The 22,616-nt window shown below is 72.6% G+C and carries 21 protein-coding genes, 1 tRNA gene and 2 pseudogenes; 19 read left to right on the top strand and 5 right to left on the bottom strand.

What is annotated here, in order from left to right; genetic code table 11:
- Positions 1 to 1,081 precede the first annotated feature (1,081 nt).
- From fdh to selB, 6 genes and pseudogenes are all read left to right on the top strand, one after another.
- Positions 1,082 to 4,300 (top strand): annotated as a pseudogene (fdh, locus tag IF22_RS0101630) (formate dehydrogenase); the annotation flags it as partial.
- A 2-nt stretch (positions 4,301 to 4,302) separates the two neighbouring features.
- A pseudogene (locus IF22_RS35710) lies at positions 4,303 to 5,320 on the top strand (4Fe-4S dicluster domain-containing protein).
- Positions 5,317 to 6,456 carry an NrfD/PsrC family molybdoenzyme membrane anchor subunit gene (gene nrfD / locus IF22_RS0101620; RefSeq protein ID WP_030327728.1) on the top strand — a complete coding sequence of 380 codons (1,140 nt, stop codon included), beginning with the start codon at positions 5,317 to 5,319 and terminating at the stop codon, positions 6,454 to 6,456. Before IF22_RS35710 ends, nrfD begins: the two are co-directional and overlap by 4 nt.
- 13 nt (positions 6,457 to 6,469) lie before the next feature.
- Positions 6,470 to 6,565: transfer RNA gene (locus IF22_RS34825), tRNA-Sec, on the top strand.
- 23 nt (positions 6,566 to 6,588) lie between these two features.
- The gene (selA, locus tag IF22_RS0101615; RefSeq protein WP_030327727.1) at positions 6,589 to 7,893 is read left to right on the top strand and encodes an L-seryl-tRNA(Sec) selenium transferase; all 1,305 of its coding nucleotides are present in this window, start codon (positions 6,589 to 6,591) and stop codon (positions 7,891 to 7,893) included.
- Positions 7,894 to 7,895: 2 nt separating this feature from the next.
- Positions 7,896 to 9,680, top strand: coding sequence for a selenocysteine-specific translation elongation factor (selB, locus tag IF22_RS0101610; protein WP_030327726.1), 1,785 nt, complete (start codon positions 7,896 to 7,898; stop codon positions 9,678 to 9,680).
- Positions 9,681 to 9,698: 18 nt separating this feature from the next.
- Here selB and IF22_RS0101605 read toward each other — a convergent pair whose 3' ends face one another.
- A complete protein-coding gene (locus IF22_RS0101605; RefSeq protein WP_030327725.1) occupies positions 9,699 to 10,739 on the bottom strand; it encodes an NAD(P)-dependent alcohol dehydrogenase in 1,041 nt (346 codons plus the stop codon).
- A 96-nt stretch (positions 10,740 to 10,835) separates the two neighbouring features.
- Here IF22_RS0101605 and IF22_RS0101600 point away from each other — a divergent pair, with 96 nt between their 5' ends.
- The 5 genes from IF22_RS0101600 (at position 10,836) to IF22_RS32770 (ending at position 14,102) form a co-directional block, all read left to right on the top strand.
- Positions 10,836 to 11,444 (top strand): TetR/AcrR family transcriptional regulator, encoded by a 609-nt coding sequence (locus IF22_RS0101600; RefSeq protein WP_030327724.1) that lies wholly within the window; start codon positions 10,836 to 10,838, stop codon positions 11,442 to 11,444.
- A gap of 55 nt (positions 11,445 to 11,499) precedes the next feature.
- Positions 11,500 to 12,231, top strand: coding sequence for a hypothetical protein (locus IF22_RS0101595; RefSeq protein WP_030327723.1), 732 nt, complete (start codon positions 11,500 to 11,502; stop codon positions 12,229 to 12,231).
- Between the two features lie 57 nt (positions 12,232 to 12,288).
- Positions 12,289 to 12,486: a hypothetical protein gene (locus IF22_RS0101590; protein ID WP_030327722.1), complete on the top strand. Its 198-nt coding sequence runs from the start codon at positions 12,289 to 12,291 to the stop codon at positions 12,484 to 12,486.
- Between the two features lie 80 nt (positions 12,487 to 12,566).
- Positions 12,567 to 13,844: a hemolysin family protein gene (locus IF22_RS0101585; RefSeq protein WP_030327721.1), complete on the top strand. Its 1,278-nt coding sequence runs from the start codon at positions 12,567 to 12,569 to the stop codon at positions 13,842 to 13,844.
- 72 nt (positions 13,845 to 13,916) lie between these two features.
- Positions 13,917 to 14,102: a hypothetical protein gene (locus IF22_RS32770; protein ID WP_036410487.1), complete on the top strand. Its 186-nt coding sequence runs from the start codon at positions 13,917 to 13,919 to the stop codon at positions 14,100 to 14,102.
- Between the two features lie 5 nt (positions 14,103 to 14,107).
- Here IF22_RS32770 and IF22_RS0101575 read toward each other — a convergent pair whose 3' ends face one another.
- A complete protein-coding gene (locus IF22_RS0101575) occupies positions 14,108 to 14,758 on the bottom strand; it encodes a hypothetical protein (RefSeq protein WP_030327720.1) in 651 nt (216 codons plus the stop codon).
- 133 nt (positions 14,759 to 14,891) lie between these two features.
- Here IF22_RS0101575 and IF22_RS0101570 point away from each other — a divergent pair, with 133 nt between their 5' ends.
- The gene (locus tag IF22_RS0101570) at positions 14,892 to 15,095 is read left to right on the top strand and encodes a hypothetical protein (protein ID WP_030327719.1); all 204 of its coding nucleotides are present in this window, start codon (positions 14,892 to 14,894) and stop codon (positions 15,093 to 15,095) included.
- A gap of 5 nt (positions 15,096 to 15,100) precedes the next feature.
- Here IF22_RS0101570 and IF22_RS0101565 read toward each other — a convergent pair whose 3' ends face one another.
- The 3 genes from IF22_RS0101565 to IF22_RS0101555 form a co-directional block, all read right to left on the bottom strand.
- Positions 15,101 to 15,577, bottom strand: coding sequence for a hypothetical protein (locus tag IF22_RS0101565; protein WP_030327718.1), 477 nt, complete (start codon positions 15,575 to 15,577; stop codon positions 15,101 to 15,103).
- Positions 15,574 to 15,786, bottom strand: coding sequence for a hypothetical protein (locus IF22_RS0101560; RefSeq protein ID WP_030327717.1), 213 nt, complete (start codon positions 15,784 to 15,786; stop codon positions 15,574 to 15,576). The genes IF22_RS0101565 and IF22_RS0101560 overlap by 4 nt, the downstream gene beginning before the upstream one ends.
- A 99-nt stretch (positions 15,787 to 15,885) precedes the next feature.
- Entirely contained in the window at positions 15,886 to 16,767 is an 882-nt protein-coding gene (locus tag IF22_RS0101555) for a universal stress protein (RefSeq protein ID WP_030327716.1), read from the bottom strand.
- Positions 16,768 to 16,883: 116 nt separating this feature from the next.
- Between IF22_RS0101555 and IF22_RS0101550 the strand changes: the two genes are divergently transcribed.
- The 7 genes from IF22_RS0101550 (at position 16,884) to IF22_RS0101520 (ending at position 22,596) form a co-directional block, all read left to right on the top strand.
- The gene (locus IF22_RS0101550; RefSeq protein ID WP_030327715.1) at positions 16,884 to 17,630 is read left to right on the top strand and encodes an SAM-dependent methyltransferase; all 747 of its coding nucleotides are present in this window, start codon (positions 16,884 to 16,886) and stop codon (positions 17,628 to 17,630) included.
- 71 nt (positions 17,631 to 17,701) lie between these two features.
- Positions 17,702 to 18,874, top strand: coding sequence for a PP2C family protein-serine/threonine phosphatase (locus IF22_RS0101545; RefSeq protein ID WP_030327714.1), 1,173 nt, complete (start codon positions 17,702 to 17,704; stop codon positions 18,872 to 18,874).
- A 56-nt stretch (positions 18,875 to 18,930) separates the two neighbouring features.
- A complete protein-coding gene (locus tag IF22_RS0101540) occupies positions 18,931 to 19,392 on the top strand; it encodes a MarR family winged helix-turn-helix transcriptional regulator (RefSeq protein ID WP_030327713.1) in 462 nt (153 codons plus the stop codon).
- A 294-nt stretch (positions 19,393 to 19,686) separates the two neighbouring features.
- Positions 19,687 to 20,319: a cardiolipin synthase ClsA gene (clsA, locus tag IF22_RS0101535; RefSeq protein ID WP_030327712.1), complete on the top strand. Its 633-nt coding sequence runs from the start codon at positions 19,687 to 19,689 to the stop codon at positions 20,317 to 20,319.
- A complete protein-coding gene (locus IF22_RS0101530; protein WP_030327711.1) occupies positions 20,316 to 21,260 on the top strand; it encodes a DUF881 domain-containing protein in 945 nt (314 codons plus the stop codon). Before clsA ends, IF22_RS0101530 begins: the two co-directional genes overlap by 4 nt.
- Positions 21,257 to 21,589, top strand: a complete 333-nt coding sequence (locus IF22_RS0101525; RefSeq protein ID WP_030327710.1) for a small basic family protein — start codon at positions 21,257 to 21,259, stop codon at positions 21,587 to 21,589. Before IF22_RS0101530 ends, IF22_RS0101525 begins: the two co-directional genes overlap by 4 nt.
- An 11-nt stretch (positions 21,590 to 21,600) precedes the next feature.
- Positions 21,601 to 22,596 (top strand): DUF881 domain-containing protein, encoded by a 996-nt coding sequence (locus IF22_RS0101520; RefSeq protein ID WP_030327709.1) that lies wholly within the window; start codon positions 21,601 to 21,603, stop codon positions 22,594 to 22,596.
- The last annotated feature ends 20 nt before the right edge of the window (positions 22,597 to 22,616 follow it).

Here is a 22,616-nt window from a genome sequence, read left to right as displayed (position 1 = left end):
GGTGCAGGTGTCGGCGTACCCGGACGCCTACGCCCAGTGGGAGCAGCAGGCCACCGACCTCGTCGCCCAGCACTGGAACAGCTGACCCGCACCACCGCACGACCGAACAGCAACACCACCGCACCACCGCACCACCGCACCACCGCACCACCGCACGACTCTGACCGCTGGCCGGCACCCGCAACCCGGGGTGCCGGCCAGCGGCGTATGTGTCACGTGGTGGTGCGCGCCGGCGTCGTCGCGTCATTCGTTGGCGAGATCTTGGACAGTTTCCGTTACGTGAGAACGGAAACTGTCCAAGATCTCGCGATTCCGGGTCCTGGTTGAGCGTCGCGGTGGGGCGTCGCGGTGAGGTGGCTCCGTCGTGGGGTGGGTCGGGCACCGCGCTGGCCGACCCGTCGCGGGCGGGGCAGTGTCGTGCCGCGACGTGCGGCGACGCCACGGCGGCCCGTGCGGGAACGACGGTGGTTCGTGCGGCAACCGACCGCGGTCCGTGCGGCAACCGACGGCGGCCCGCGCGCCAACCCGGGACGACCCGCGCGGGAAGGACGACCACCCGCGCGGCAACCGACGGCGGACCGCGCGCCAACCCACGACCGCCCGCGAGGCAACCAACGGCGGCCCGCGCGCCAACCCGGGACGACCCGCGCGGGAACGATGACCACCCGCGCGGCAACCCACGACCGCCCGCGAGGCAAGCCACGGTGGTCCGCGCGCCAACCTACGACCGCCCGCGCGGAAACGACGGCGGCCCACCCGGGAAGCCGGCGCGTCCGTGCGCCAACCCCAGCGGCGCGGAGACCGATGGCGGCCTGCGCGGGGAACAAGGTGGGGGTGCGGCTGGTTGAGGACAGTGTCGGTGTGACTCAGTGTCCCCGGGCCTCACCTACTATCGCCTTCGCGGAATACCGTTCGGCTGGAGCCGCGTCGTGCCACTCGCCGAGAGGCGACCTGCACACCGACACCCAGCGCCGCACCCGGCCCAACGGCCGGGGGCGGCGCTGTCGGTATCCCCGGTTCGCGAACCTGTCTCGGTTGACCTATGTTCAGAGGGTCGCTCGCGTGGGAGGGGGTGTCGGGGTTGGGCCTGCGGACCTTTATCGAGGGTTGGCCGGTGTACCGGCAGCTTACCGGCACGGACCCGCTGGGTCGGGGCGCGGCGGCGAAGTCCGACGGGTCCCGCGCGCTCACCGCCCGCACCGACACCGCCGATTCGGTCGCCCGTTCCGTCTGCCCGTACTGCGCCGTCGGGTGTGGTCAGCGGGTGTTCGTCAAGGACGGGCGGGTCAGTCAGATCGAGGGTGATCCGGACAGTCCGATCTCGCGGGGTCGGCTCTGCCCGAAGGGTTCGGCCAGTAAGAGCCTGGTGACCAGCCCGCTGCGGCAGACCACGGTTCGCTACCGCCGCCCGTACTCGACGCAGTGGGAGGATCTGGACCTCGACACGGCGCTCGACATGATCGCCGATCGGATCCTCGCCGCCCGGGAGCAGACCTGGGAGGACGTCGACACGCAGGGCCGACCGCTCAACCGGACGCTGGGCATCTCCAGCCTGGGCGGGGCGACGCTCGACAACGAGGAGAACTACCTGATCAAGAAGTTGTTCACCGCGATGGGGGCGCTTCAGATCGAGAATCAGGCCCGTATTTGACACTCCGCCACCGTCCCCGGTCTGGGGGCCAGCTTCGGTCGTGGCGGCGCCACCCAGTACCAGCAGGACCTGTCGAACTCCGACGTCATCGTCATTCAGGGTTCGAACATGGCCGAGGCGCACCCGGTGGGATTCCAGTGGGTGATGGAGGCCAAGCGCCGGGGGGCGAAGGTCTTCCACGTCGACCCACGGTTCACCCGTACCAGCGCGGTAGCGGACGCGTACCTGCCGATCCGGGCGGGCACGGACATCGCGTTGCTCGGTGGGGTGGTGCGTTACATCCTGGACAACGAGTTGGACTTCCGGGAGTACGTGCTGGCGTACACGAACGCGGCGACGATCGTCAGCGCGGAGTTCAGCGACACCGAGGACGGCGACGGTTTCTTCTCCGGTTTCGACCCGGAGACCGGCACGTACGTGCAGGACAGTTGGCAGTACGAGGGCCATGAGGGTTCCTCAGGCAGTGGGCACACCGCTCAGGAGCGGGACAGCGCCGCGGGGTTGACGCACGAGTCGCACGGCGCGCAGGTGGGTGGGCAGACGCGGCGCGACGAGACGTTGCAGCATCCGCGCTGCGTTTACCAGATCCTGAAGCGACACTTCTCCCGCTACACGCCGGAGATGGTGGAGCGGGTCTGCGGTATTTCCGAGGCGCAGTTCCTGGAGTTGGCGCGGGCGTGGACGCAGAACTCCGGGCGGGACCGCACCGGCATGCTCGTCTACTCGGTGGGCTGGACGCAGCACAGCGTGGGCGTGCAGTACATCCGCACCGGCGCGATCATCCAGCTCCTGCTGGGCAACATGGGTCGCCCGGGCGGCGGGGTGATGGCGCTTCGTGGGCACGCGAGCATCCAGGGCTCCACCGACATCCCGACACTGTTCAACCTGCTGCCCGGTTACCTGCCGATGCCGCACCACGCCGAGCACCCGAGCTTCGACGAGTGGGTGGACAGCATCCGCCACCCGGGGCAGAAGGGGTTCTGGGGTAACGCGCGGTCGTTCGCCGCGAGCCTGCTCAAGGCGTACTGGGGGGACGCGGCGACGCCGGAGAACGACTTCTGTTACGGCTATCTGCCGCGGATGACCGGTGATCACGGCACCTACCAGCAGGTGCTGAACATGATCGACGGGAAGATCAAGGGGTACTTCCTGCTCGGTCAGAACCCGGCCGTCGGGTCGGCGCACGGTCGGGCGCAGCGCCTCGGCATGGCCAACCTCGACTGGCTGGTGGTCCGGGACCTGTTCATGATCGAGAGCGCGACGTTCTGGCAGAACGGCCCCGAGGTCGCCACCGGGGAGATCGTGCCGCAGGAGTGCCGCACCGAGGTGTTCTTCCTGCCCGCGGCGTCGCATGTGGAGAAGGAGGGCACGTTCACGCAGACGCAGCGGTTGTTGCAGTGGCGGGAGAAGGCCGTCGAGCCGCCGGGTGACGCCCGCTCCGAGCTGTGGTTCTTCTACCACCTGGGCCGCAAACTGCGCGAGAAGCTGGCCGGGTCGCCGTTGCCGCGCGACCGGGCGCTGCTCGACCTGACCTGGGACTATCCCACGCACGGTCCGCACGCGGAGCCGAGCGCCGAGGCGGTGCTGCGCGAGATCAACGGGTACGACGTGGCCACCGGCGCGCCGTTGTCCAGCTTCGCGGAGGCCCGCGCCGACGGTTCCACAGCCGTCGGCTGCTGGATCTACACCGGGGTGTACGCCGACGGCGTCAACCAGGCCGCCCGCCGCAAGTCCCGGCACGAGCAGGACTGGGTGGCCGCCGAGTGGGGTTGGGCCTGGCCGGCGAACCGGCGCATCCTCTACAACCGGGCCTCGGCCGACCCGGACGGCAACCCGTGGAGTGAGCGCAAACGCTACGTGTGGTGGGACGCGGACAAGGGCGAGTGGACCGGTTACGACGTGCCGGACTTCGAGAAGACCAAACCACCGTCGTACCGGCCGCCTTCCGGTGCGTCGGGGACGGAGGGCATCGCCGGCGACGATCCGTTCGTCATGCAGGGCGACGGCAAGGGCTGGCTGTACGCGCCCAGCGGCGTCCTGGACGGCCCGCTGCCGACGCACTACGAGCCGGTGGAGTCGCCGGTGCGTAACCCGCTCTACGGCCAGCAGGCCAACCCGACCCGCAAGATGTACGCGCATCCGGTGAACTCGGTGAACCCGAGCCCGCCGCAGGAGCACAGTCAGGTGTTCCCGTACGTGTTCACTGTCAGCCGGCTCACCGAGCACCACACCGCCGGTGCGATGAGCCGGACCGTGTCGCCGTTGGCCGAGTTGCAACCGGAGATGTTCGTCGAGGTGTCCCCGGAGCTGGCCGGCGAGGTCGGGTTGGCGCATCTGGGCTGGGCGCACCTGGTCAGTGGCCGCGCGGTGATCGAGGCGAAGGTGCTGGTGACCGACCGGTTGACCCCGCTGCGGGTGGACGGTCGGGTCATCCACCAGGTGTGGTTGCCGTACCACTTCGGTTTTGAGGGTTTGGTGACCGGCGACTCGGCCAACGACCTGTTCGGGATCAGCCTGGATCCGAACGTGCTGATTCAGGAGAGCAAGGTGGGCACCTGCGACGTGCGGCCGGGCCGGCGTCCCACCGGGCCGGCGTTGCTCGACCTGGTGGCCGACTACCAGCGGCGTGCCGGGATCAACCCGGGCCGCGGATGGGGTTCTTCACCGATACCAGCGTCTGTATCGGTTGCAAGGCGTGTGAGGTGGCCTGCAAGGAGTGGAACGGTGTGCCGGAGAGTGGCCTCGATCTGCTGGGTATGTCGTACGACAACACCGGCGCTCTGACCGCGAACTCGTGGCGCCACGTCGCGTTCATCGAGCAACCCCGGCCGGCCGGGCATCGCGCGCCGCCGTTCGTGGGAACGCCGACCGAGGGTTCGGCCAGCGCGGCGTCGGCGGTCGTGGCGGCCCGCACCGGTGGGCGCACCGGCACTGACCCGGGCGTGCCGACCGGTGCGCCGTCGGCGGCCGCCGGGATGGCCGCGGGCGGGCCGGTGGACGTGCTGGGTGCCCCGATGGGCGCCGGCCCGGCCGATCCGATCGCCGGGAGCGGGGGTGGCGCCGGTCCGCAGTTCCTCGGGATGCCGGGTGCGCAGCCGCCGGGGCGGGGTTCGGGTGCGGAGGGTCGGACGGATTTCCGGTGGTTGATGATGTCGGATGTCTGTAAGCACTGCACGCATGCGGCGTGTCTGGATGTGTGTCCGACGGGTTCGTTGTTCCGGACGGAGTTCGGGACGGTGGTGGTGCAGGAGGACATCTGCAACGGCTGCGGTTACTGCATCTCGGCGTGTCCGTGGTCGGGCGTGGAAGTGCACGTTGTGCTACGACCGGTTGGGTGTGGGGATGACGCCGGCGTGTGCGCAGGCGTGTCCGACCGAGTCGATCCAGTACGGGCCCCTCGACGAGTTGCGGGAGCGCGCCGCCGCCCGGGTGGCGACGCTGCACGAGCGGGGGGTTGCGGAGGCGCGACTGTACGGGCACGATCCGAGCGACGGTGTGGGTGGGGACGGGGCGTTCTTCCTGCTCCTGGACGAGCCTGAGGTGTACGGGCTGCCACCGGACCCGGTGGTGACCACCCGCGACCTACCGAAGATGTGGAAACGCGCCGGCCTCGCCGCGCTCGCCATGGCGGCGGCGACCGTCGCCGCGTTCGTCGGAGGTTCTTCATGACGCCGCCGGGCCCGGTCGGCGACCGGTTCCGCCGCTTCCGGGAGCGGCTCGCCGACGAGCACAGCAACCAACCCTCGGTGAGCGCCCCCGGGGGCGACCTGACGGTCCGGCGAGACGCCAACCGTCGGCGCGGCGGGCGGCGCGGTGGCGGCGAGGAACTGCGGGTGCCGGAGGCCGAGTTCACCTCCTACTACGGTCGGCCCGTCCTGAAGCCGCCGGTCTGGAAGTGGGACATCGCCGCGTACCTGTTCACCGGCGGGTTGGCCGCCGGCTCATCGTTGCTCGCCGCGGGCGGGCAGCTCACCAGGCGGCCCGCGTTGCGGCGCGCCGGCCGGGTCACCGCGTTGGCCGCCGTCAGCGCCAGCGCCGTCTTCCTGGTCAGGGATCTGGGCCGGCCGGCGCGGTTCCACCACATGCTGCGGGTGGCCAAGCCGACCTCGCCGATGTCGATGGGCACCTGGATCCTCACCGCGTACGGGCCGGCGGCGGGCGTCGCCGCGATCGCCGAGGCGGCCGGTGTGCTGCCCCGGCACGGTCTGCTCGGGCTGGCCGGTCGGGTGTTGCCGCCGGTCGGGCACGCCGCCGGGCTGCTCGCCGCCGGCACCGCGCCCGCGCTGGCCACGTACACCGGGGTGTTGCTGGCCGACACGGCGGTGCCGTCGTGGCATGAGGCGTACCCCGAGCTGCCGGTGATCTTCGCGGGCAGCGCGTTGGCCAGCGGCGCCGGCGTGGGTCTGCTCGCCGCGCCGCCGGCCCAGGCCGGGCCGGCCCGCCGGATGGCGGTGGCCGGCGCGGCCCTGGAGCTGTACGGCGCGCACCGGGTGGAGACCCGTCTGGGCCTGCTCAGCGAGCCCTACCAGTTGGGCCGGCCGGGTCGGTTGCTACGCGCGGGGCGGCTGCTGACCGCCGGTGGGGTGGCTGGCGCGCTGCTGGGCCGGCGCAGCCGGGTGGTCGGTGCGCTCTCCGGGACCGCGCTGCTGGCCGCGTCGGTGCTGACCCGGTTCGGGATCTTCTACGGCGGCGTCGCCTCGGCCCGTGACCCCCGGTACACGGTGGTTCCGCAACGCGAACGGGTCGAAGCGCGGCGAAGCGGCATGGATCTTCCATCTGATCGGGCGGCCCCGCCCGCGGTGTGATCGAATGTCCGGTGGAGGCGTTCAGGCGGCTGGTGCCCCTCCCGGTCTTCAAAACCGGAGTGGTCCGGGACCCGGGCCAGGCGGGTTCGATTCCCGTCCGTCTCCGCCACACCGCTTGCAGGAGATGACGTGATGGGCGACGGCCCGGTGGACCCGCGACGCCGGGTGCCCCGTACGGACACGCTGCTGGCCGACCCGGTGCTGGCCGCCGCCACGGTGACCCTCGGCCGGGAGCAGGTCAAGGCGATCGTCTCCCGCGCGCAGGACCGCGCTCGTCGCGGCGAGCTCCACCCCGACGAGGTACGCGACGCCGCGGTCGTCGCGTTGCCCACTCCCGGCCCCCGGGTGGTGCTCAACGCCACCGGCGTCGTGCTGCACACCAACCTGGGCCGGGCCCCGTTGTCGCCCGCCGCCGTCGCCGCGGTGGTGGCCGCCGCCGGGCACACCGACGTCGAGTTGGACCTGGCCACCGGTCGGAGGGCCCGTCGCGGCCGGGGCGCGCTCGACGCGCTGGCCGCCGCCGTGCCCGACGCCGGCGCCGTGCACGTGGTCAACAACGGCGCCGCCGCGCTGGTGCTGGCCGCCACCGCGTTGGCCGCCGGCCGGGAGATCGTGGTCAGCCGGGGTGAGCTGGTCGAGATCGGCGACGGTTTCCGCCTGCCTGACCTGCTGGAGAGCACCGGTGCGCGGCTGCGCGAGGTGGGCACCACCAACCGCACCACGGTCGCGGACTACGCCGCCGCCCTCGGCCCGCAGACCGGCTTCGTGCTCAAGGTGCACCCGTCGAACTTCCGGGTCACCGGCTTCACCTCCGCCGTCGGGGTGCGGCAACTGGCCACACTCGGGGTGCCGGTGGTCGCCGACATCGGCTCCGGGCTGCTCGGCGCGGACCCGCTGCTGCCCGACGAACCGGACGCGGCCAGCACCCTGCGCGCGGGTGCCGCACTGGTCACCGCCAGCGGCGACAAGCTGCTCGGTGGGCCGCAGGCGGGGCTGCTGCTGGGTGACGCCGAGCTGATCGACCGGCTGCGTCGCCACCCGCTGGCCCGGGCGCTGCGGGTGGACAAGCTCACCCTGGCCGCGCTGGCCGCCACCCTGCACCAACCGGGCACCCCGACCCGGGCGGCGCTGCACGCCGACCCGGGTGTGCTGCGCGAACGGGTGGAGCGGCTGCGCGACCGCCTCGGCGCGGACGGCCGCAAGGCGGAGGTGGTGCCGGCCGTCGCGGTGGTCGGCGGGGGCGGCGCCCCCGGGGTGGAGCTGGACTCGTGGGCGTTGAGCCTGCCCGAGCGGTACGCGGCGCCGCTGCGCACCGGAGAGCCGCCGGTCCTCGGCCGGGTGGTACGCGGCCGGCTCCTGCTCGACCTGCGCTGTGTGCCCGCCGACGCCGACGAGGCCGTCCGCCAGGCGGTGCTGCGCGTACCCGGGGACGACTGACAGTGTTCGTCGTCGCGACCGCCGGGCACGTCGACCACGGCAAATCGACGCTCGTGCGGGCGTTGACCGGGATGGAACCCGACCGGTGGGCGGAGGAACGCCGCCGGGGGATGACCATCGACCTGGGTTTCGCCTGGACGACACTGCCGTCCGGCGGCACCGTCGCGTTCGTCGACGTACCCGGGCACGAACGGTTCGTGCCGAACATGCTCGCCGGGGTCGGCCCGGTCCCGGCGGCGCTGATCGTGGTGGCCGCCGACGAGGGGTGGATGCCGCAGTCCGCCGAGCACCTGGCCGCCCTCGACGCGCTCGGTGTCGCGTACGGCCTGCTGGCGGTGACCCGCGCGGACCTGGCCGACCCGGGGCCGGCGATGGCCCGCGCGCGTGCCGAGATCGCCGCGACCAGCCTCGGCGCGGTGCCGGCGGTGGCGGTCAGTGGCTTGACCGGCGCGGGCCTGCCGGAGTTGCGGGCCGCCCTGGACCGGCTCGCCGCCGACCTGCCCGCGCCGGTGCTGGACGATCCGGTCCGGCTCTGGGTGGACCGCAGCTTCACCGTGCGGGGCAGCGGCACCGTCGTCACCGGCACCCTCGGCGCCGGTCGACTGCGGGTGGGCGACGAACTGGAGCTGGCCGGCGCCGACGAACCGGTCCGGGTCCGTGGCCTGCACTCGCTGGGCGAGCCCCGACCGGAGGCGGCGGCGGTCGCCCGGGTCGCGGTCAACCTGCGCGGTACGCCCCGCGACCGGCTCGGTCGGGGCGACGCGCTGCTCACCCCGGGCCGGTTTCACCACACCGACCTGGTCGACGTCCGGCTCGCCGGCGACCCGGCCGCCGACCTGCCGGCCACCCTCACCCTGCATGTCGGGTCGGCGGCGGTGCCGGTACGGGTGCGCCCGCTCGGCCCGGACACCGTCCGGCTGCGGCTGGCCCGACCGTTGCCGTTGCTGGTGGGCGACCGGGCGCTGCTGCGGGACCCGGGTCGCCACCACGTCAGCGGCGGGGTGTGGGTGTTGGACGTGGCACCCCCACCGTTGGCTCGACGCGGCGCGGCGGCCGCCCGTGCCCAGGTCCTCGCCGAGATGGACGGTCGACCCGACCTGGCGGGGGAACTGCGCCGCCGCCGGCTGGTCCGGGCCGGCGCGTTGGTCCGGATGGGCGTGCCGGTGCCCACCGTGTCGGGTCGGGACCGGCCGGAGTTCGCCCAGCCGGTGGCCGGTGACTGGTTGGCCGACCCCGCGTACTGGCGGGTGCTCGCCGAGCGGCTGACCGAGGAGGTCGCCCGCCACGCGCGCGAGCACCCGTTGGAGCCCGGGATGCCGGTGGACGCGTTGCGGCAGCGTCTCGCCCTGCCCGACCGGGCGCTGGTCGAGGCGCTGGTCCGGCCGCCGCTGCGGATCCACTCCGGCCGGGTCGGGGCGTCGAGCACCGACGCGCTGCCCGAACCGGTGGCCCGGGCCGTGCAGCGGGTCCGCGCCGAGTACGGCGACCGGCCGTTCCGCGCCCCCGAAGCCGATCGCCTCGTCGACCTCGGTCTGGGTCCCCGGGAGATCGGTGCCGCGGTGCGCGCCGGCGCCCTGCTGCGGTTGGCCGACAACGTGGTGTTGCTGCCCGACGTGCTCGACGACGCGGTGCGGGTGCTGGCCGGGCTGCCGCAGCCGTTCACCCTCTCCGCGGCGCGGCAGGCGTTGGACACCACCCGCCGGGTGGCGGTGCCCCTGCTGGAGTTGCTGGACCGGCGGGGCGCGACCCGCCGGCTGCCCGACGACGCCCGGATCGTCGTCACCTGAGCGGCGCGCCGACCACCGTCAGTCGAGGTCGGACATGTCCAGCACGAAGCGGTAGCGGACGGCGTTTCGCCGCAGGCGGTCGAGTGCCGTGCCCACCTGCGCCGACGGGAGGATCTCGATGTCGGCGGTGACGCCGTTGTCGGCGCAGAACTGGAGCATCTCAGCCGTCGAGCCGCGGCCTCCGCTCCCGGCGGAGCTGAGCCTCTTGCGGCCGATGAGCAGGTCGGTGGTCTCGACGGTCACCGGTCCCAGGTATCCGAGCAGGCTGAGGGTGCCGTCCATCGCCACCAGCCGCAGGTACGGCGCGAGGTCGTGCGGTGCGGAGATGGTGTCGATGACGAGGTCGAAGGTGTCGCGGGCGGCAGCCATCTGCTGGGGATCGGTGGAGTCGACGAGGTCGTGTGCGCCGAGCCGACGGGCGTCGTCCCGCTTGTCCAGGGTGCGGCTGATCACGGTCGTGGTGGCGCCGAGTGCCACGGCCATCTTGACCGCGAGGTGGCCCAGGCCGCCGAGCCCGGCCACGGCGACGCGGGTGCCTGGGCCGACGTTGTGGGAGCGCAGGGGTTCCCACACGGTGACGCCGGCGCACAGCAGCGGGGCGGCTGCGGCCGGGTCGAGGCCGGCGGGGAGCGGGTAGGCGAAGGTGTCCCGCACGACGTATTCGCGGGAGAAGCCACCCAGCGTCGTCGACCCGTCCTGCCGGTCCGTGCCGCCGTAGGTCAGGGTCGGGAAGGGGTGGCAGAAGTTCTCCTGTCCGGCCGCGCACATGGCGCAGGCGCCGCAGGAGTCGACGATGTTGCCCACCGCGACGCTGTCGCCGATCGAGAAGCGGGTCACCTCGGGGCCGGTGTCAATCACCACGCCGGTGAATTCGTGCCCCGGCACCAGTGCGGCGTCGGCGTGCTGGTCGTGGTCGCGCAGGGCGTGCAGGTCGCTGTGGCAGACCCCGCAGTAGTCGACGCGCACCGCGATGTCGTCGGGGCGTAGGTCACGGCGCTCGATCGGGGTACGCCGCAGTTCCGTCGGGCCGGTTGCTCGCCATCCGGTGGTCCTTCGCATGATCGACTCCTATAAACAGACTGTTCGGTCTGCCGAAGCTTAGGTCGGGCGCCGAGCCGAAGCAAACCAACTGTTCTGTTTTGCTAGTGTGGGGCCATGCCGGAGCAGCCGCTGACCTCGCGAGGTGCCGCGACCTACCAGCGCATCCTGGACGCCGCCACCGAGGAGTTCGCCCAACACGGCATCGCCGGGGCCCGCGTCGACCGCATCGTGACGGCGGCCCGCACCAACAAGGCGCAGCTCTACGCCTACTTCGGGGACAAGGAACGACTCTTCGACGCGATCTTCCTCAGCTCGCTGGAACGCATCACCAACGTCGTGCCCATCGACGCCGACGATCTCGCGGACTGGGCCGTCCGCCTCTACGACGAATACCTGCGCCGCCCCGACCTCATCCGGCTCGCGACCTGGACGCGGCTGGAACGCCGGCCCGCAGGACACCTCGTCGAGACCCACCAGCACTACGACGATCGCAAGCTCACGGCGATCGCCGAGGCCCAGGCCGCCGGCCGGATCCGCGGTGGTGACCCGTTCGACATCATGGCCCTGGTCATCGCGATGTCGATGGCCTGGTCGCCGGTGAGCAACGTCTACGCCGCCAGCGGCCAGGAACCCGACGACGTGCACTCCCGACGTCGTGCTCTGCTTCGCGACTGCGTCCGGCGAGCCATCGTGCCGACGGACCAGGATCACCCCGACCGCTGAGCGCCGCGACCGATCCGGTGCTGACCCGGTTGCGCCGAGATGCGACGGTGGGCTGATGGTCGAGGTGTCCCCGTCCCGGTCGTGCGGTGGTCGGTGGCGCGTCGTCTCGGTGGCGCTGCGTTGGGCGCTGCCGGTGCTGTGGGTGCTGTGGGCCGCTCTGGCGTGGTGGGTCGAGCCCCGCGAGTCGACCGAAGCCCAGCTCGACCGGGATCTCGCGGCTGGCCGGGTGGTGACCTATCAGCGGGCGAACGGCTGGGACGACGACGACCCCTACTGGGGCAGCCGACCTGATCTGCGGCCCGCCGAGCAGGGTTGGATGATCACGTGGACGGTGCCCAGCGGTCAGACCCGGTACGCCTCGGTCCAACCGCCCGACCCGCAGCCGTACTCGGCGGGGTCGGACCGGCCGACGCGGACCGGGCTGGATGCGCGGCTCGCCGCCGTCGCCGATCCGTGGCACGCCGGCGGCGACGTGGCGTCCCGGATTGCGACCACGGCGGGTCTGCTCGCCGGTGTGCTGACTCTGCTGTGGCTGGGCCGGCTGATCGTCGGCGCGCCGCCGCTGGCCGGCACGAGGTGGTTCTGGTTCTGGGTGGGGCTCCTGCCGTTCGGGGTGGGTGTGCTGGCGTGGACCTACCGGGAGGTGTGGAGACCACCGCCGGCGCCGGTGCCCGGCCGGGGCTCGGGGTGGCGTGGCTTCGGCTGGTTGATCCTCGCCGGAGTCGGGATCAGCCTGCTGGTGTCCGTCACCCGGATCGTGTTCGGAACGACGGTGGTGCCGGGCTGAGCCGGCGGTGCCGGCCAACCGACCCCGAGGTCGGCGGTGGTCACCTACGGTGACGCCATGGACCCTTCGGCGGTCTGGCGGGACCGGCAGCACCGGTGGCGGATCGAGGCGTACCGCGCTCCGGACCTGCGCTTCGCCATCTACGCCACCAACGGCCCCACCGAGTCGGTGCCGCTGTGGCTGTTCGGGATGTCGGCGCTGGCCCGGTGGCTGATGACCCACGCCATCTCGCTGGACGACCTGGAGGTCGACTGAGCCGGGCGCCGGTGGCGAACCGGGCCCGCGCCGCGGCCCGCTGCGGTTGAGTGACCTCAGGCGGCGGACGGGGGTACGCGATGGGCGGTCAGCTCGGGCAGTTGGCGTTGGTGGCCGTGCTGGTGCTCGTCAACGCCGCGCTCTCCGGCAGTGAGATGGCGTTGGTGACCCTGCGCGAGGGGCAGTTGCGGCGGCTGGGTCGGCGCAGCCGGGCCGGGGACCGGTTGGTGCGGTTGTCCCACGACCCCAACCGCTACCTGGCCACGATTCAGCTCGGGATCACCCTGGCCGGGTTCCTCGCGTCGGCGGCGGCCGCGGTGTCGTTGGCCGGTCCGCTGGTCGGCCCGTTGGGTTTCCTCGGAGGGGCGGCCCGTCCCGCCGCGGTGCTGCTGGTGACCGTGGCGTTGACGTTCGTCACGCTGGTGCTGGGCGAGTTGGCGCCGAAGCGGCTGGCCATGCAGCGGGCCGAGCGGTGGGCGTTGCTGAGTGCCGGTCCGCTGGACCTGCTCGCCCGGGTGTCCCGGCCGGCGGTGTGGTTGCTCAGCCGGGCCACCGACGCGGTCGTGCGACTCGCCGGTGGCGATCCGAGGGCCAATCGGGAGGAGATGACCGAGGAGGAGCTGCGGGAGATGCTGGCCAGCCAGCGCGGCCTGTCGGCCCAGCAGCGGGAGATCCTGACCGGCGCGTTCGACATCGCCGGCCGGACGCTGCGCGAGATCCTGGTGGCACGGCGGGAGGTCACCACGCTGCCGGCGAGCCTGGCCGCCGACGAGGGGGTCCGACGGCTGGCCGCCGCCGGGCGGTCCCGCGCACCCGTCACCGGTCCCGGCGGCCTCGACGAGGTGCTCGGGGTGGTGCACATCCGTGACCTGGTGCGGGCCGGCACCGCGCCGGTGGGCGAGCGGGTCCGCGCGCCACTGCTGCTGCCGGTGACCCTGCCGGTCGCCGACGCGATGCGTCAGCTGCGGCAGGAACATCAGCAACTGGCCCTGGTCGTCGACGAGCACGGGGGCATCGACGGCATGGTCACCATGGAGGACCTGCTGGCCGAGGTGGTCGGCGAGTTGTACGACGAGACCGACCGTGACGTGCGGGGGGTGGTCCGGGAACCGGACGGGTCTCTGCTGGTGCCCGGTGACTTTCCGCTGCACGACCTGCCGGATCTGGGGGTGCGGCTGAGCTTCCCGTTGTCCCGGGACTACACGACTGTCGCCGGTCTGGTGCTGGCCCGGCTGCGGCACCTGCCGGACTCCCCGGGTGAGACGGTGCGGCTGCCCGGGCTGACCCTGCAGGTGGTGGAGGTCGCCGACCGGGCGGTACGCCGGGTGCGGCTCTGCGGGTTCGTCACCGAGCGCTGAGCATCACTCAGAAGAATGACATAACGTCTAAAAAGGTACGCCGGTAAGGGTGGTCCCCATACGGTGCCAGACGTGAAGGACCGAGGTTTGCGGACGTTCGTCACGGTGCTGGCCGGTCTCGCGGTGATCTACTTCGGCAGCGCCGGGCGCAGTCCGGAGGAGGGCCGGGGCATCTCCGGCGGGGTGGTGGTCCTGGCGTTGCTCGCCGCGTTGCTGGTGTGGCACCTGACCCGCCCGGGGGACAAGACGGTCAAGTGAGCGCCTCACCGGGCGGCGACGCGGGTGACCTCACCGGCGGACTCCTCACCCAGCGCCACCCGCACCAACGCTGAGGCGAGCCGCCCGAAGTCCGGTTCGGCGACGAGACCGGCGAGCCGGTCCGGGGACCCCGGCAGACCCAGCCGCTTCGCCCCGGCCAGGGCCCGACGGTCGGCGTACGGGCGCACGTCCGACCAGACCGACTGTGCCTCGCGCAGGTAGATGTCCGCCCCGGTGGGGCCGATGCCGGGGAACTCGGTGAGTCGCCGACGCAGCCCGGCGGGATCACCCTGGGCTTCCCGGTGCAGCCGTCGCAGGTCACCGTGCCAGCGGTCCAGACACAGCCGGGCGCCGGTGCCGAGCATGGTGGCGGTACGCTCGTCGTAGCGGCGGTAGTGGCCCCGCCCCAGCGCGTCGACGCGCTCCTGCCAACTGGCCGCCTCCATCGCCTGTGGGGTGCGGTAACCGGCGGCGAACAGCTCCCGGGCGGCGTCCACCGCCACACACGCCCGGATCCGGGTGCTCAGCAGCGTGGTCAGCACCAACAGCTGGTAGAGCGGGCCGGGCCGGTCGGCGAGCCGGATGCCGGCCTCCTCGGCGTACGTGCGGCCACGCCGGTCGAGCAGGACCCGCACCACCGTTCGATCATTGCCCACACCCGTCGGGTACCCACTTGGGGGCGCGCTAGCCGTCGTACCGGTGACCGCGCTCGGAATGCCACAGCGGCGGGCGGGTATGCCGGCGGTGGAGGCGGTCGATGCCGCCTGCCGTACCGGAGGGAGACACCCCGTGACGAACCCGCAGCAGCAGGAGTTGCGCCGCAACGCACTGGGCGCGACCAGCCAGGACAACAAGGGCCCGGCCCCGGGCGGGCATCCGGCCAACCGTGGTACGTCGCGTGGCGACCACGGTCGACCGGTGCCCAAGGGGCAGGTGTCGCCGTACGGCCCGGCCGGTGAGCCGGTGGCCGAGGACGACAGCGACACCCGCTGACCCGGTCAGCGACCGCGACCTGGCGGCCGCCGCAACCTGTTCCAGGTGGCGGCGGCCGCCAGCCCGTACGCGAGGTGCGGAATGATGTCGGAGATCCAGTCGGAGCGCCGCCAGGTGCGCGGGTCGCTGATCCCGAGCACCGTGATCGACCCGTCGGTCATGGTCATGACGCCGGCGCCGAGCAGCCCGGTGGCCACCGGCAACGGCTGACGCCGACCACCGGCGTAGAACGCGAACCCGACGCCCGCGGCGACCCCCAGGGCGTAACCGATGAGCGGCCCGAGGCCCGAGCGGCGGTTGGCCGCCCGGGCCCCGTTGCCCAGGTCCACGTGCGCGATCCCGGCCAGCCGGTCGACGGTCTCCTGCGGGACGTCGCTCTCGGGCCGTCCCCGCAGTGCCATGTCGAGATAGCTGACCACGTTCAGCGCGGTGCTGCCGACGGCGCCCGCGATGGCGCCGTCGGCCACGTCGACCCTGCTCACTTCGGGTCGCCCGGTTCGCGCTCGCTCTTCGGGCCGTACGCGCGGTCACCGCGTACCACGCCGCGTTGGCCGCGATCCTCCTGCAGGATCCGGTTGGCGACCTGGTTGGCCTTGCCGTCGGGCACTCGGCGTCCGGAGTCGTCGATCGCGTTGCGCAACCGTGCCCGCTGCTTGTCGTACGCGTTACTACCCGGCCGTGGTCCTGGCATCTGTGCCTCCTTCGTCGGTCTGGGCACCTGGTGCTGCCCACCGTCCGCTGGGCGTACCGCGGCCGTCTACCCGCCTGGCGGCGGACGAACCCCGGCGGGCTAGTGGGGGGCGCGGACCACCATGACCGGGCACTGCGCGTGGTGCAGCATCGACTGGCTCACCGACCCCAGCAGCAACCCGGTCACCTCGCCGCGCCCGCGCCCGCCGACCACCGCCAGTTGGGCGGAGCGGGACGCCTCGGCGAGCACGGTGCCGGGTCGACCACGTGTCGCCTGGCACGTCAACCGCAGACCCCGATGGTCCTCGGTGAGGCCGGTCAGCCACCCGGCGAGCATCCGCTCCTGCTCGCGGTGCAGCTTCGCCTCGTCGTACACCAGGGGTTGCATGTCGCCCGGTCCGCTGCTGCCGGGGTGCCGGTAGGCGTGCACCGCCACCAGCGGCACGCCGAGCGACACGGCCGTCTCGGCGGCGACGTCCGCCGCCCGCCGGGAGGCGTCCGAACCGTCGACAGCTACCAGCACCGGCTGGTCGGGTCGTTGCGTGCCGCGGGCGACCAGCACCGGGCAGTCGGCGTACGCGGCGACCTGCACCGCGACCGAACCGACCACCAGCGCGGAGAACCCACCGAGCCCGCGGTCGCCGAGCACGATGAGCGCGGCGGTGGGGGACTCGCCCACCAGCACCGCGGCGGCCTCCCCATCGATGATCTCGCCGGAGATCGACAGGCCGGGCACGGTGGCCTCGGCCTCGTTCACCGCGGCCTCGACGAGTTCCTCGGCCCGGTGGCGCAGTCCACCGCCGGGTGGCGCGTCCGGGGCGGGGGAGACCGGCACGTGCAGCAGCGGCCAGATGAAGCCGTGCACGACCCGCAGTGGTCGGTGCTGCCGTGCCGCCTCGGTGGCGGCGAGGCGGACGGCACGCAGCGCCGACTCCGAGCCGTCGACGCCGACCACCACCGCCGCGTTGTTCGCCGAGTTCACCGCCCACCTCCGCCCGCGGCCAGTATCGCGGGCCCGGACGCCTTCGCGCCGCGATACCGCTGAGCGCTCCCCGGTCGGTACGCTGACGAGGACCGGCCGGGGAGGGAGCGTCGCCGATGGGTGAACCAGACCAGCCGAGCACCGCTCGCATGATCGACTACTGGCTCGGCGGGCAGCATCACTTCCCGGTGGACGTGGTCGCCGCTCACGCGTTCGAGCGGGCGTACGGGCCGTGCGCGCCGGTGTTCCGGGAGCTGCGGGCGTTCCTGGGCCGGGCGGTGCGGGCGATGGCCGGCCAGGGCGTGGACGGTTTCCTGGTGTTCGGCGCCGGGGTGCCGACGATGGGTAACGTGCACGAGGTCGCCACCGACGCGACGGTGCTCTACACCGACGTCGATCCGGTCACCATCCGGTTGGGACAGATCATCCTCGCCGGCAGCGACCGGGCCGGCTACGGCTTCGGCGACGCGACGGACATCGGCACCATCGATCCGGCGCAGCTGCACCGCTTCGTGCCGGGGTGGGGTCGGCGGCCGGTCGGGGTGGTCTTCCTCGGCCTGGCGGCGTTCCTCGACGACGCCACGCTGACCCGCACCCTCGACGAGTTGTACGCTGCCGCGGCGCCGGGCAGCCTGCTGGCGGTGGACTTCGACACCGAGGAGCTGGCGGGCCACCCGGAGGCGCTGGCCATGATGGGCCCGCAGTTTCGGATGCGCCCGCCGGCGGCGTTCGCGCCCCTGCTCGGTCGGTGGGCGCCGACGGCGGACGGGATCGTCCCGGTCGCCCAGTGGCGGGCGGAGGGCCCGCCGGCCCGGGTGCCCGACGCGTTCCACGGTGTGCTCGCGACCCGCGCGGCTGACTGACCGCGCCGATCCGCCGTCCGAGGGCGTCCGTATGATGCTTGCCCTATAGCAAGCTTCTGGGGAGGACGACGATGGTAGACGCGCCGGACGTGGTGTCGCGCGCGTTGCGCGAGGCCCCGCCCGACCAGTTGGCCGAGGCGGCGGACCGGGCGATCCGGTCGGCGATGGGCGCGCTGCGCACCGACGTCTTCGTCGCCGACTACCGGATCAGCGGCCTCTGGCCGGTGCTGGACCCGGACCTGCCGGCGGCTGGGTTCCTGGAATGCCACACCGTCGCGCAGCGCTGTTTCAGCAGCCAGCAGCCGGTCCGCGACGGCGAGGGCCCGTGCCGGCTCTACCTGCCGTTGACGGTGTGGGGGGAGCGGCTGGGCGTGCTGCTGATCGAGCTGCCGGCCGTGCCGAATCCGGCGGTGACCGGTCAGGCCACGGACATCGCCGACGCCCTGGCGGTGGCGATGCGCGCGGCGGACCGGGAGACCGACCGTTACCGGCGGGCCCGTCGGCGGGAGCGACTGACGATGGCCGCCGAGATGCAGTGGGATCTGCTGCCCGGTCGCGGTGTCGCGCACCACGCGTTCGATCTGGCCGGTCAGCTCGAACCGGCGTACACGGTGGGCGGTGACCACTTCGACTGGTCGCTGGACGGCGACCGTCTCACCGTGACGGTGCTCAACGGTGAGGGCACCGGGCTGGCCGCGTCCCTGTTGACCGCCGTCACGGTCAACGCGATGCGCAACGCGCGGCGCTCCGGTGGCGGCCTGGTGGAACAGGCCGAGCTGGCCTCGGACACGGTCTTCTACCAGCACCGGGGTGCGCGGTACGTGGCCACCCTGCTGCTCGAGGTGGACACTCGCTGCGGCCGGGTGCGGGCGGTCGACGCGGGTTCGCCCCATCTGCTGCGGATGCGCGGGTCCACGGTCGAGCCGATGAAGCTGGATCAGCAGCTGCCGCTGGGCATGTTCGCCGAGACGCGCTACGAGCTTCAGGAGGTGCAACTCGCGCCGGGCGACCGTCTCTTCGTGGTCAGCGACGGGGTGTGGGCCGCCGAACCGCCGGGGCAGGAGCCGTACGGGCAGCGGATGATGGCGCGTTCGTTGCGCGCCACTCGGCTGCAGCCGCCGGCCGAGGCGGTTGGTACGGTGATGCGCGAACTGCACGCCTATCACGCGGATTCCGACCTGCGCGACGACGCCGTCGTGGTCTGTCTGGACTGGCATGGTCCACGCGAACAGGGCACGGGGTGAGAGTCGCGGCCGCGTTGTCGGGCGGGCACCAGCGCGACGACGGCAGGGGACATCAGGTGGAGCGACCTGCGGATCTCGCCGCGGCGATCGACGCGGCTGCCGGAACGCTGATCGCTGTGCTGGACTCGGCTGCGGCGCGGCATCAGGTGCCGCCCACCCAGCTGCGGGTGCTCACGCTGATCTGCGGTCGACCGGAGACCAACGTCAACGGGTTGGCGGAGTTGCTGGACGTGGTGCCGTCATCGGCGAGCCGCCTGTGCGACCGGCTGGAAGCGACCGGCCTGTTGCGCCGGGTGGCCGATCCGCGCGACCGGCGGGAGGTGCGGTTGGTGCCGACCGCCGCCGCGCTGACCCTGCTGCGGGAGTTGGCCGAGCGGCGCCAGCGCGCGGTGCAGGCGGTGTTGGACCGGATGCCGACGCGGATGCAGCACGAGCTGTTGTTGGCGCTGGTCGGGTTCGCGCGGGCGGCGAACTCGGTGCCCGAGCAGCAGAGCGACTCCGCGGTGCAGACGGCCTGAGCGTCGCCCCGTTCTTCACTAGTATCCTAGGACGCTTTAGGCGTGGTGATCCACGCCATAGTGCGGCACAGCCGCACCGACAGCCCGGCGGCGGCACCCGGCCGGCGAGAGGAGGCCCGATATAGTGGCAGCGCATCTACCCGGCCCGCGATCTCGATGACCGCGGGCCGCAGCAGAGGAACGGGCCCCACGCGGGGCCATCGGGGAGAGCCGGCGGTGGTCGGCCCGACAGCACGGACGACCCTCAGCCGCGCCCGGCGTCGGCGGGGGCCCGCGTGCCGTGGAGGAGGATCGGTGTCGCGTCGGCCGGCTCGGGCAGAGCACCCGCGGGACACCGGTGACGAGGCTCCCGGCAACCAGGTGCTCACAGTGCCCAACCTGATCAGCTTCGGGCGGCTGCTGGGCGTGCCGCTGTTCCTCTACCTCTTCCTGGTGGCGCGGGCCGACGTGGCCGCGGTCGTCGTCCTGGCCATCGGCGGCACCACCGACTGGGTCGACGGCTGGATCGCCCGCCGGCTGCGTCAGGTGAGCCGCCTGGGCGAACTGCTCGACCCGCTCGCCGACCGCCTCTACATCCTCGCCACCCTGGTCGCGTTCACCGCGCGGGAGGTGGTGCCGTGGCAGTTCACCGCGGCGCTGCTGGCCCGTGAGGTGCTCCTGCTCGGTTCGCTGGCGGTGCTGCGTCGCCACGGGTACGGGCCGCCGCCGGTGCACTACGTCGGCAAGACCGCCACGTTCCTGCTGCTCGCGGCGTTCCCGGTGCTGCTGTTGGCCACCGCGGCGACCGACGTGGCGACCGCGGCGAGCGCCATCGGTTGGGCGTTGGCCTGGTGGGGTCTGGTGCTCTACTGGGTGGCCGGCGGGATGTACGTCGTGCAGGCGGCCCGGCTGGTGCGCGCGGTGCGCGGCCCGGGAGCGGCGGCGTGAGCGCGCCGCGGCTGGGCAAACCCGGCCAGGACCGGGTGTACGCGCCGGATTTCCTCACCGAACTGTTTCGCAACCCGTTGGATCCGGGGTACGCGGACGCGGCCGCCGCCCGTCGGAGCTCGGCGCAGTCCGCTGCGGCGCGAGGATGGCGGGCCTGGCCGGCGCGGTCGGTGAGCCTGGTCGTGGTGGTGATGCTCGGTTTCCTGTTCGCGGTGGCGTACCGGCAGACGATGGCGGACGAGCCGGGGCGGAGCCAGGCCCGTTCGGGTCTGGTGACGCAGATCAAGGAACGGGAGAGCCAGACCGACCGGTTGTCCACGCGGGCGGATCAGCTGCGCGAGGAGGTCAGTCGGCAGCGGGACGCGGCGTTGAGCGGGTCGGCCGCCGCCCGGTTGCGCAACCTGGAGGCGAGCACCGGGCTGGGTCGGGTGCGCGGTGATGGTGTGGTGGTGCGGTTGGCGGACGCGCCGGACAAGGCGGACGCGGTGACCGGTGCGGGTGCCGGGCCGCCGCGGGTGCTCTACAGCGACCTGCAGGGGGTGGCGAACGCGTTGTGGAGTGCCGGCGCGGAGGCGATCGCCATCAACGGGCAGCGGTTGACGTCGACGTCGACGATCCGGTCGGCGGGTGAGGCCATGCTGGTGGATTTCCGGCCGGTGACCGGGCCGTACGAGGTGTCGGCGATCGGGCCGGATTCGATGCGGCGCAAGTTCGAGGACAGTCGGAACGCGGCGCTGATGCGGAAGGTGGCGCAGGGGACCGGGTTGTCGTTCGGTGTTCGCGAGTCGGATGACCTCACCCTGCCGGCGGCTCCGGAGCCGCAGCTACGCTACGCCAAGCCGTCGGTCAGTCCGAGCCCTTCCGCGTCGGGTGTCCGGTCCGGCAGTCCCGGGTCGTCCGGTCCGGCGACGACTGTTAGCCCCTCCGGAGGTGGCCGATGATCGCGGTGCTGGCGTTGCTCGCCGGTGTGGTGCTGGGCGTGTGGCTTGATCCCACGGTGCCGGCGGCGTTGCAGCCGTACCTGCCGATCGCGGTGGTGGCCGCGTTGGACGCGGTGTTCGGTGGGGTGCGGGCCCGGTTGGACCGCATCTTCGACGACAAGCAGTTCGTGGTGTCGTTCATTTCGAACGTGCTGGTCGCTGGTCTGATCGTGTATCTGGGTGACCAGCTGGGTGTGGGCGGGCAGTTGTCCACCGGTGTGGTGGTTGTGCTGGGTGTGCGTATCTTCGGCAACGTGGCGGCGATCCGCCGGCACCTGTTCCGGGCGTAGGTTGGGTTGCGATGAGTGACGAGCAGACCGACACGGGGACCGGGTGGCCGCAGCCGGCGGGCCCGGCGCGCCCGGGTGGGCCGGCGGGTGAGCCTGATCCGCGGCCTGACGCGCCGGATCCGGACGAGCTGAGCCCGTTGGCGCCGCAGGGGCCCGCGCGGCCGTCGGACGATGAGCCGGTGGCGGAGCCGGGTGTGGAGCCGGTCGACGACGGTGCGACGGTGGACCTGAACGCGGTGTCGCGGTCGGGGGAGCCGGTCGTGGGTTCCGACGCGTCGGTGGAGCCGGCGGAGCCGGTGGTGGCTGGTCGGTCCCGGTGGAGTACGGCCGGTGTGATGATCGCCGCGTTGCTGGCGTTGTTGGGGTTCACGTTGGTGGTGCAGTTGAAGACGACCTCGACGGACCCGACGTTGGGGGCCACGCGGCAGGAGGACCTGGTTCGGATCCTGTCGGATCTGGATGCGCGGGAGAACCGCCTGCAGCAGGACATCCGTGCCCTGGAGGACAGTCAGCGTCAGTTGCGCTCGGGTGAGCAGGGTCGTCAGGCGGCGTTGGACGAGGCGACCCGGCGGGCGGACGAGTTGGGCATCCTGGCGGGGACGTTGCCGGCGGTGGGCCCGGGGTTGACGGTGCAGTTCGACTCCGGGGTGAAGCCGATCTCGGCGAACCGGGTGTTGGACGCGGTCCAGGAGCTGCGTGGTGCGGGTGCCGAGGCGATGCAGATTTCCGGTGGGGATCGGGCGACGGTTCGGATCATCGCGTCGACGTACTTCCTCGATGGGGACAACGGGTCGTTGATGGTGGAGGGGCGTCGGTTGACGGGGCCGTACACGATCACGGTGATCGGTGATCCGGCGACGATGCGTACGGCGTTGAACATTCCTGGTGGGGTGGTGGCGTCGGTTCGGGGTGACGGCGGTAACGTGACGTTTGGGGAGCGTGAGGTTGCCGAGGTTTCGGCGCTGCACGTGCCGATCAAGTTGGAACACGCCCGTCCGGTCTCCTGACCGGCGCGGCCGCCCCGGAC

The organism is Micromonospora parva, assembly GCF_000718515.1.
In the GTDB taxonomy this organism is placed as follows: Bacteria; Actinomycetota; Actinomycetes; order Mycobacteriales; family Micromonosporaceae; genus Micromonospora; species Micromonospora parva.
This window is presented reverse-complemented; position numbering and strand designations above follow the sequence as displayed.

What these genes read in the sequence shown, in the direction of transcription:
- nrfD (WP_030327728.1), top strand. Translation starts at nt 5,317, where the DNA reads ATGACGCCGCCGGGCCCGGTCGGCGACCGGTTCCGCCGCTTCCGGGAG.
- selA (WP_030327727.1), top strand. Translation starts at nt 6,589, where the DNA reads ATGGGCGACGGCCCGGTGGACCCGCGACGCCGGGTGCCCCGTACGGAC.
- IF22_RS0101605 (WP_030327725.1), bottom strand. Translation starts at nt 10,739, where the DNA reads ATGCGAAGGACCACCGGATGGCGAGCAACCGGCCCGACGGAACTGCGG.
- IF22_RS0101600 (WP_030327724.1), top strand. Translation starts at nt 10,836, where the DNA reads ATGCCGGAGCAGCCGCTGACCTCGCGAGGTGCCGCGACCTACCAGCGC.
- IF22_RS0101595 (WP_030327723.1), top strand. Translation starts at nt 11,500, where the DNA reads ATGGTCGAGGTGTCCCCGTCCCGGTCGTGCGGTGGTCGGTGGCGCGTC.
- IF22_RS0101590 (WP_030327722.1), top strand. Translation starts at nt 12,289, where the DNA reads ATGGACCCTTCGGCGGTCTGGCGGGACCGGCAGCACCGGTGGCGGATC.
- IF22_RS0101585 (WP_030327721.1), top strand. Translation starts at nt 12,567, where the DNA reads ATGGGCGGTCAGCTCGGGCAGTTGGCGTTGGTGGCCGTGCTGGTGCTC.
- IF22_RS0101560 (WP_030327717.1), bottom strand. Translation starts at nt 15,786, where the DNA reads ATGCCAGGACCACGGCCGGGTAGTAACGCGTACGACAAGCAGCGGGCA.
- IF22_RS0101550 (WP_030327715.1), top strand. Translation starts at nt 16,884, where the DNA reads ATGGGTGAACCAGACCAGCCGAGCACCGCTCGCATGATCGACTACTGG.
- IF22_RS0101545 (WP_030327714.1), top strand. Translation starts at nt 17,702, where the DNA reads ATGGTAGACGCGCCGGACGTGGTGTCGCGCGCGTTGCGCGAGGCCCCG.
- IF22_RS0101525 (WP_030327710.1), top strand. Translation starts at nt 21,257, where the DNA reads ATGATCGCGGTGCTGGCGTTGCTCGCCGGTGTGGTGCTGGGCGTGTGG.
- IF22_RS0101520 (WP_030327709.1), top strand. Translation starts at nt 21,601, where the DNA reads ATGAGTGACGAGCAGACCGACACGGGGACCGGGTGGCCGCAGCCGGCG.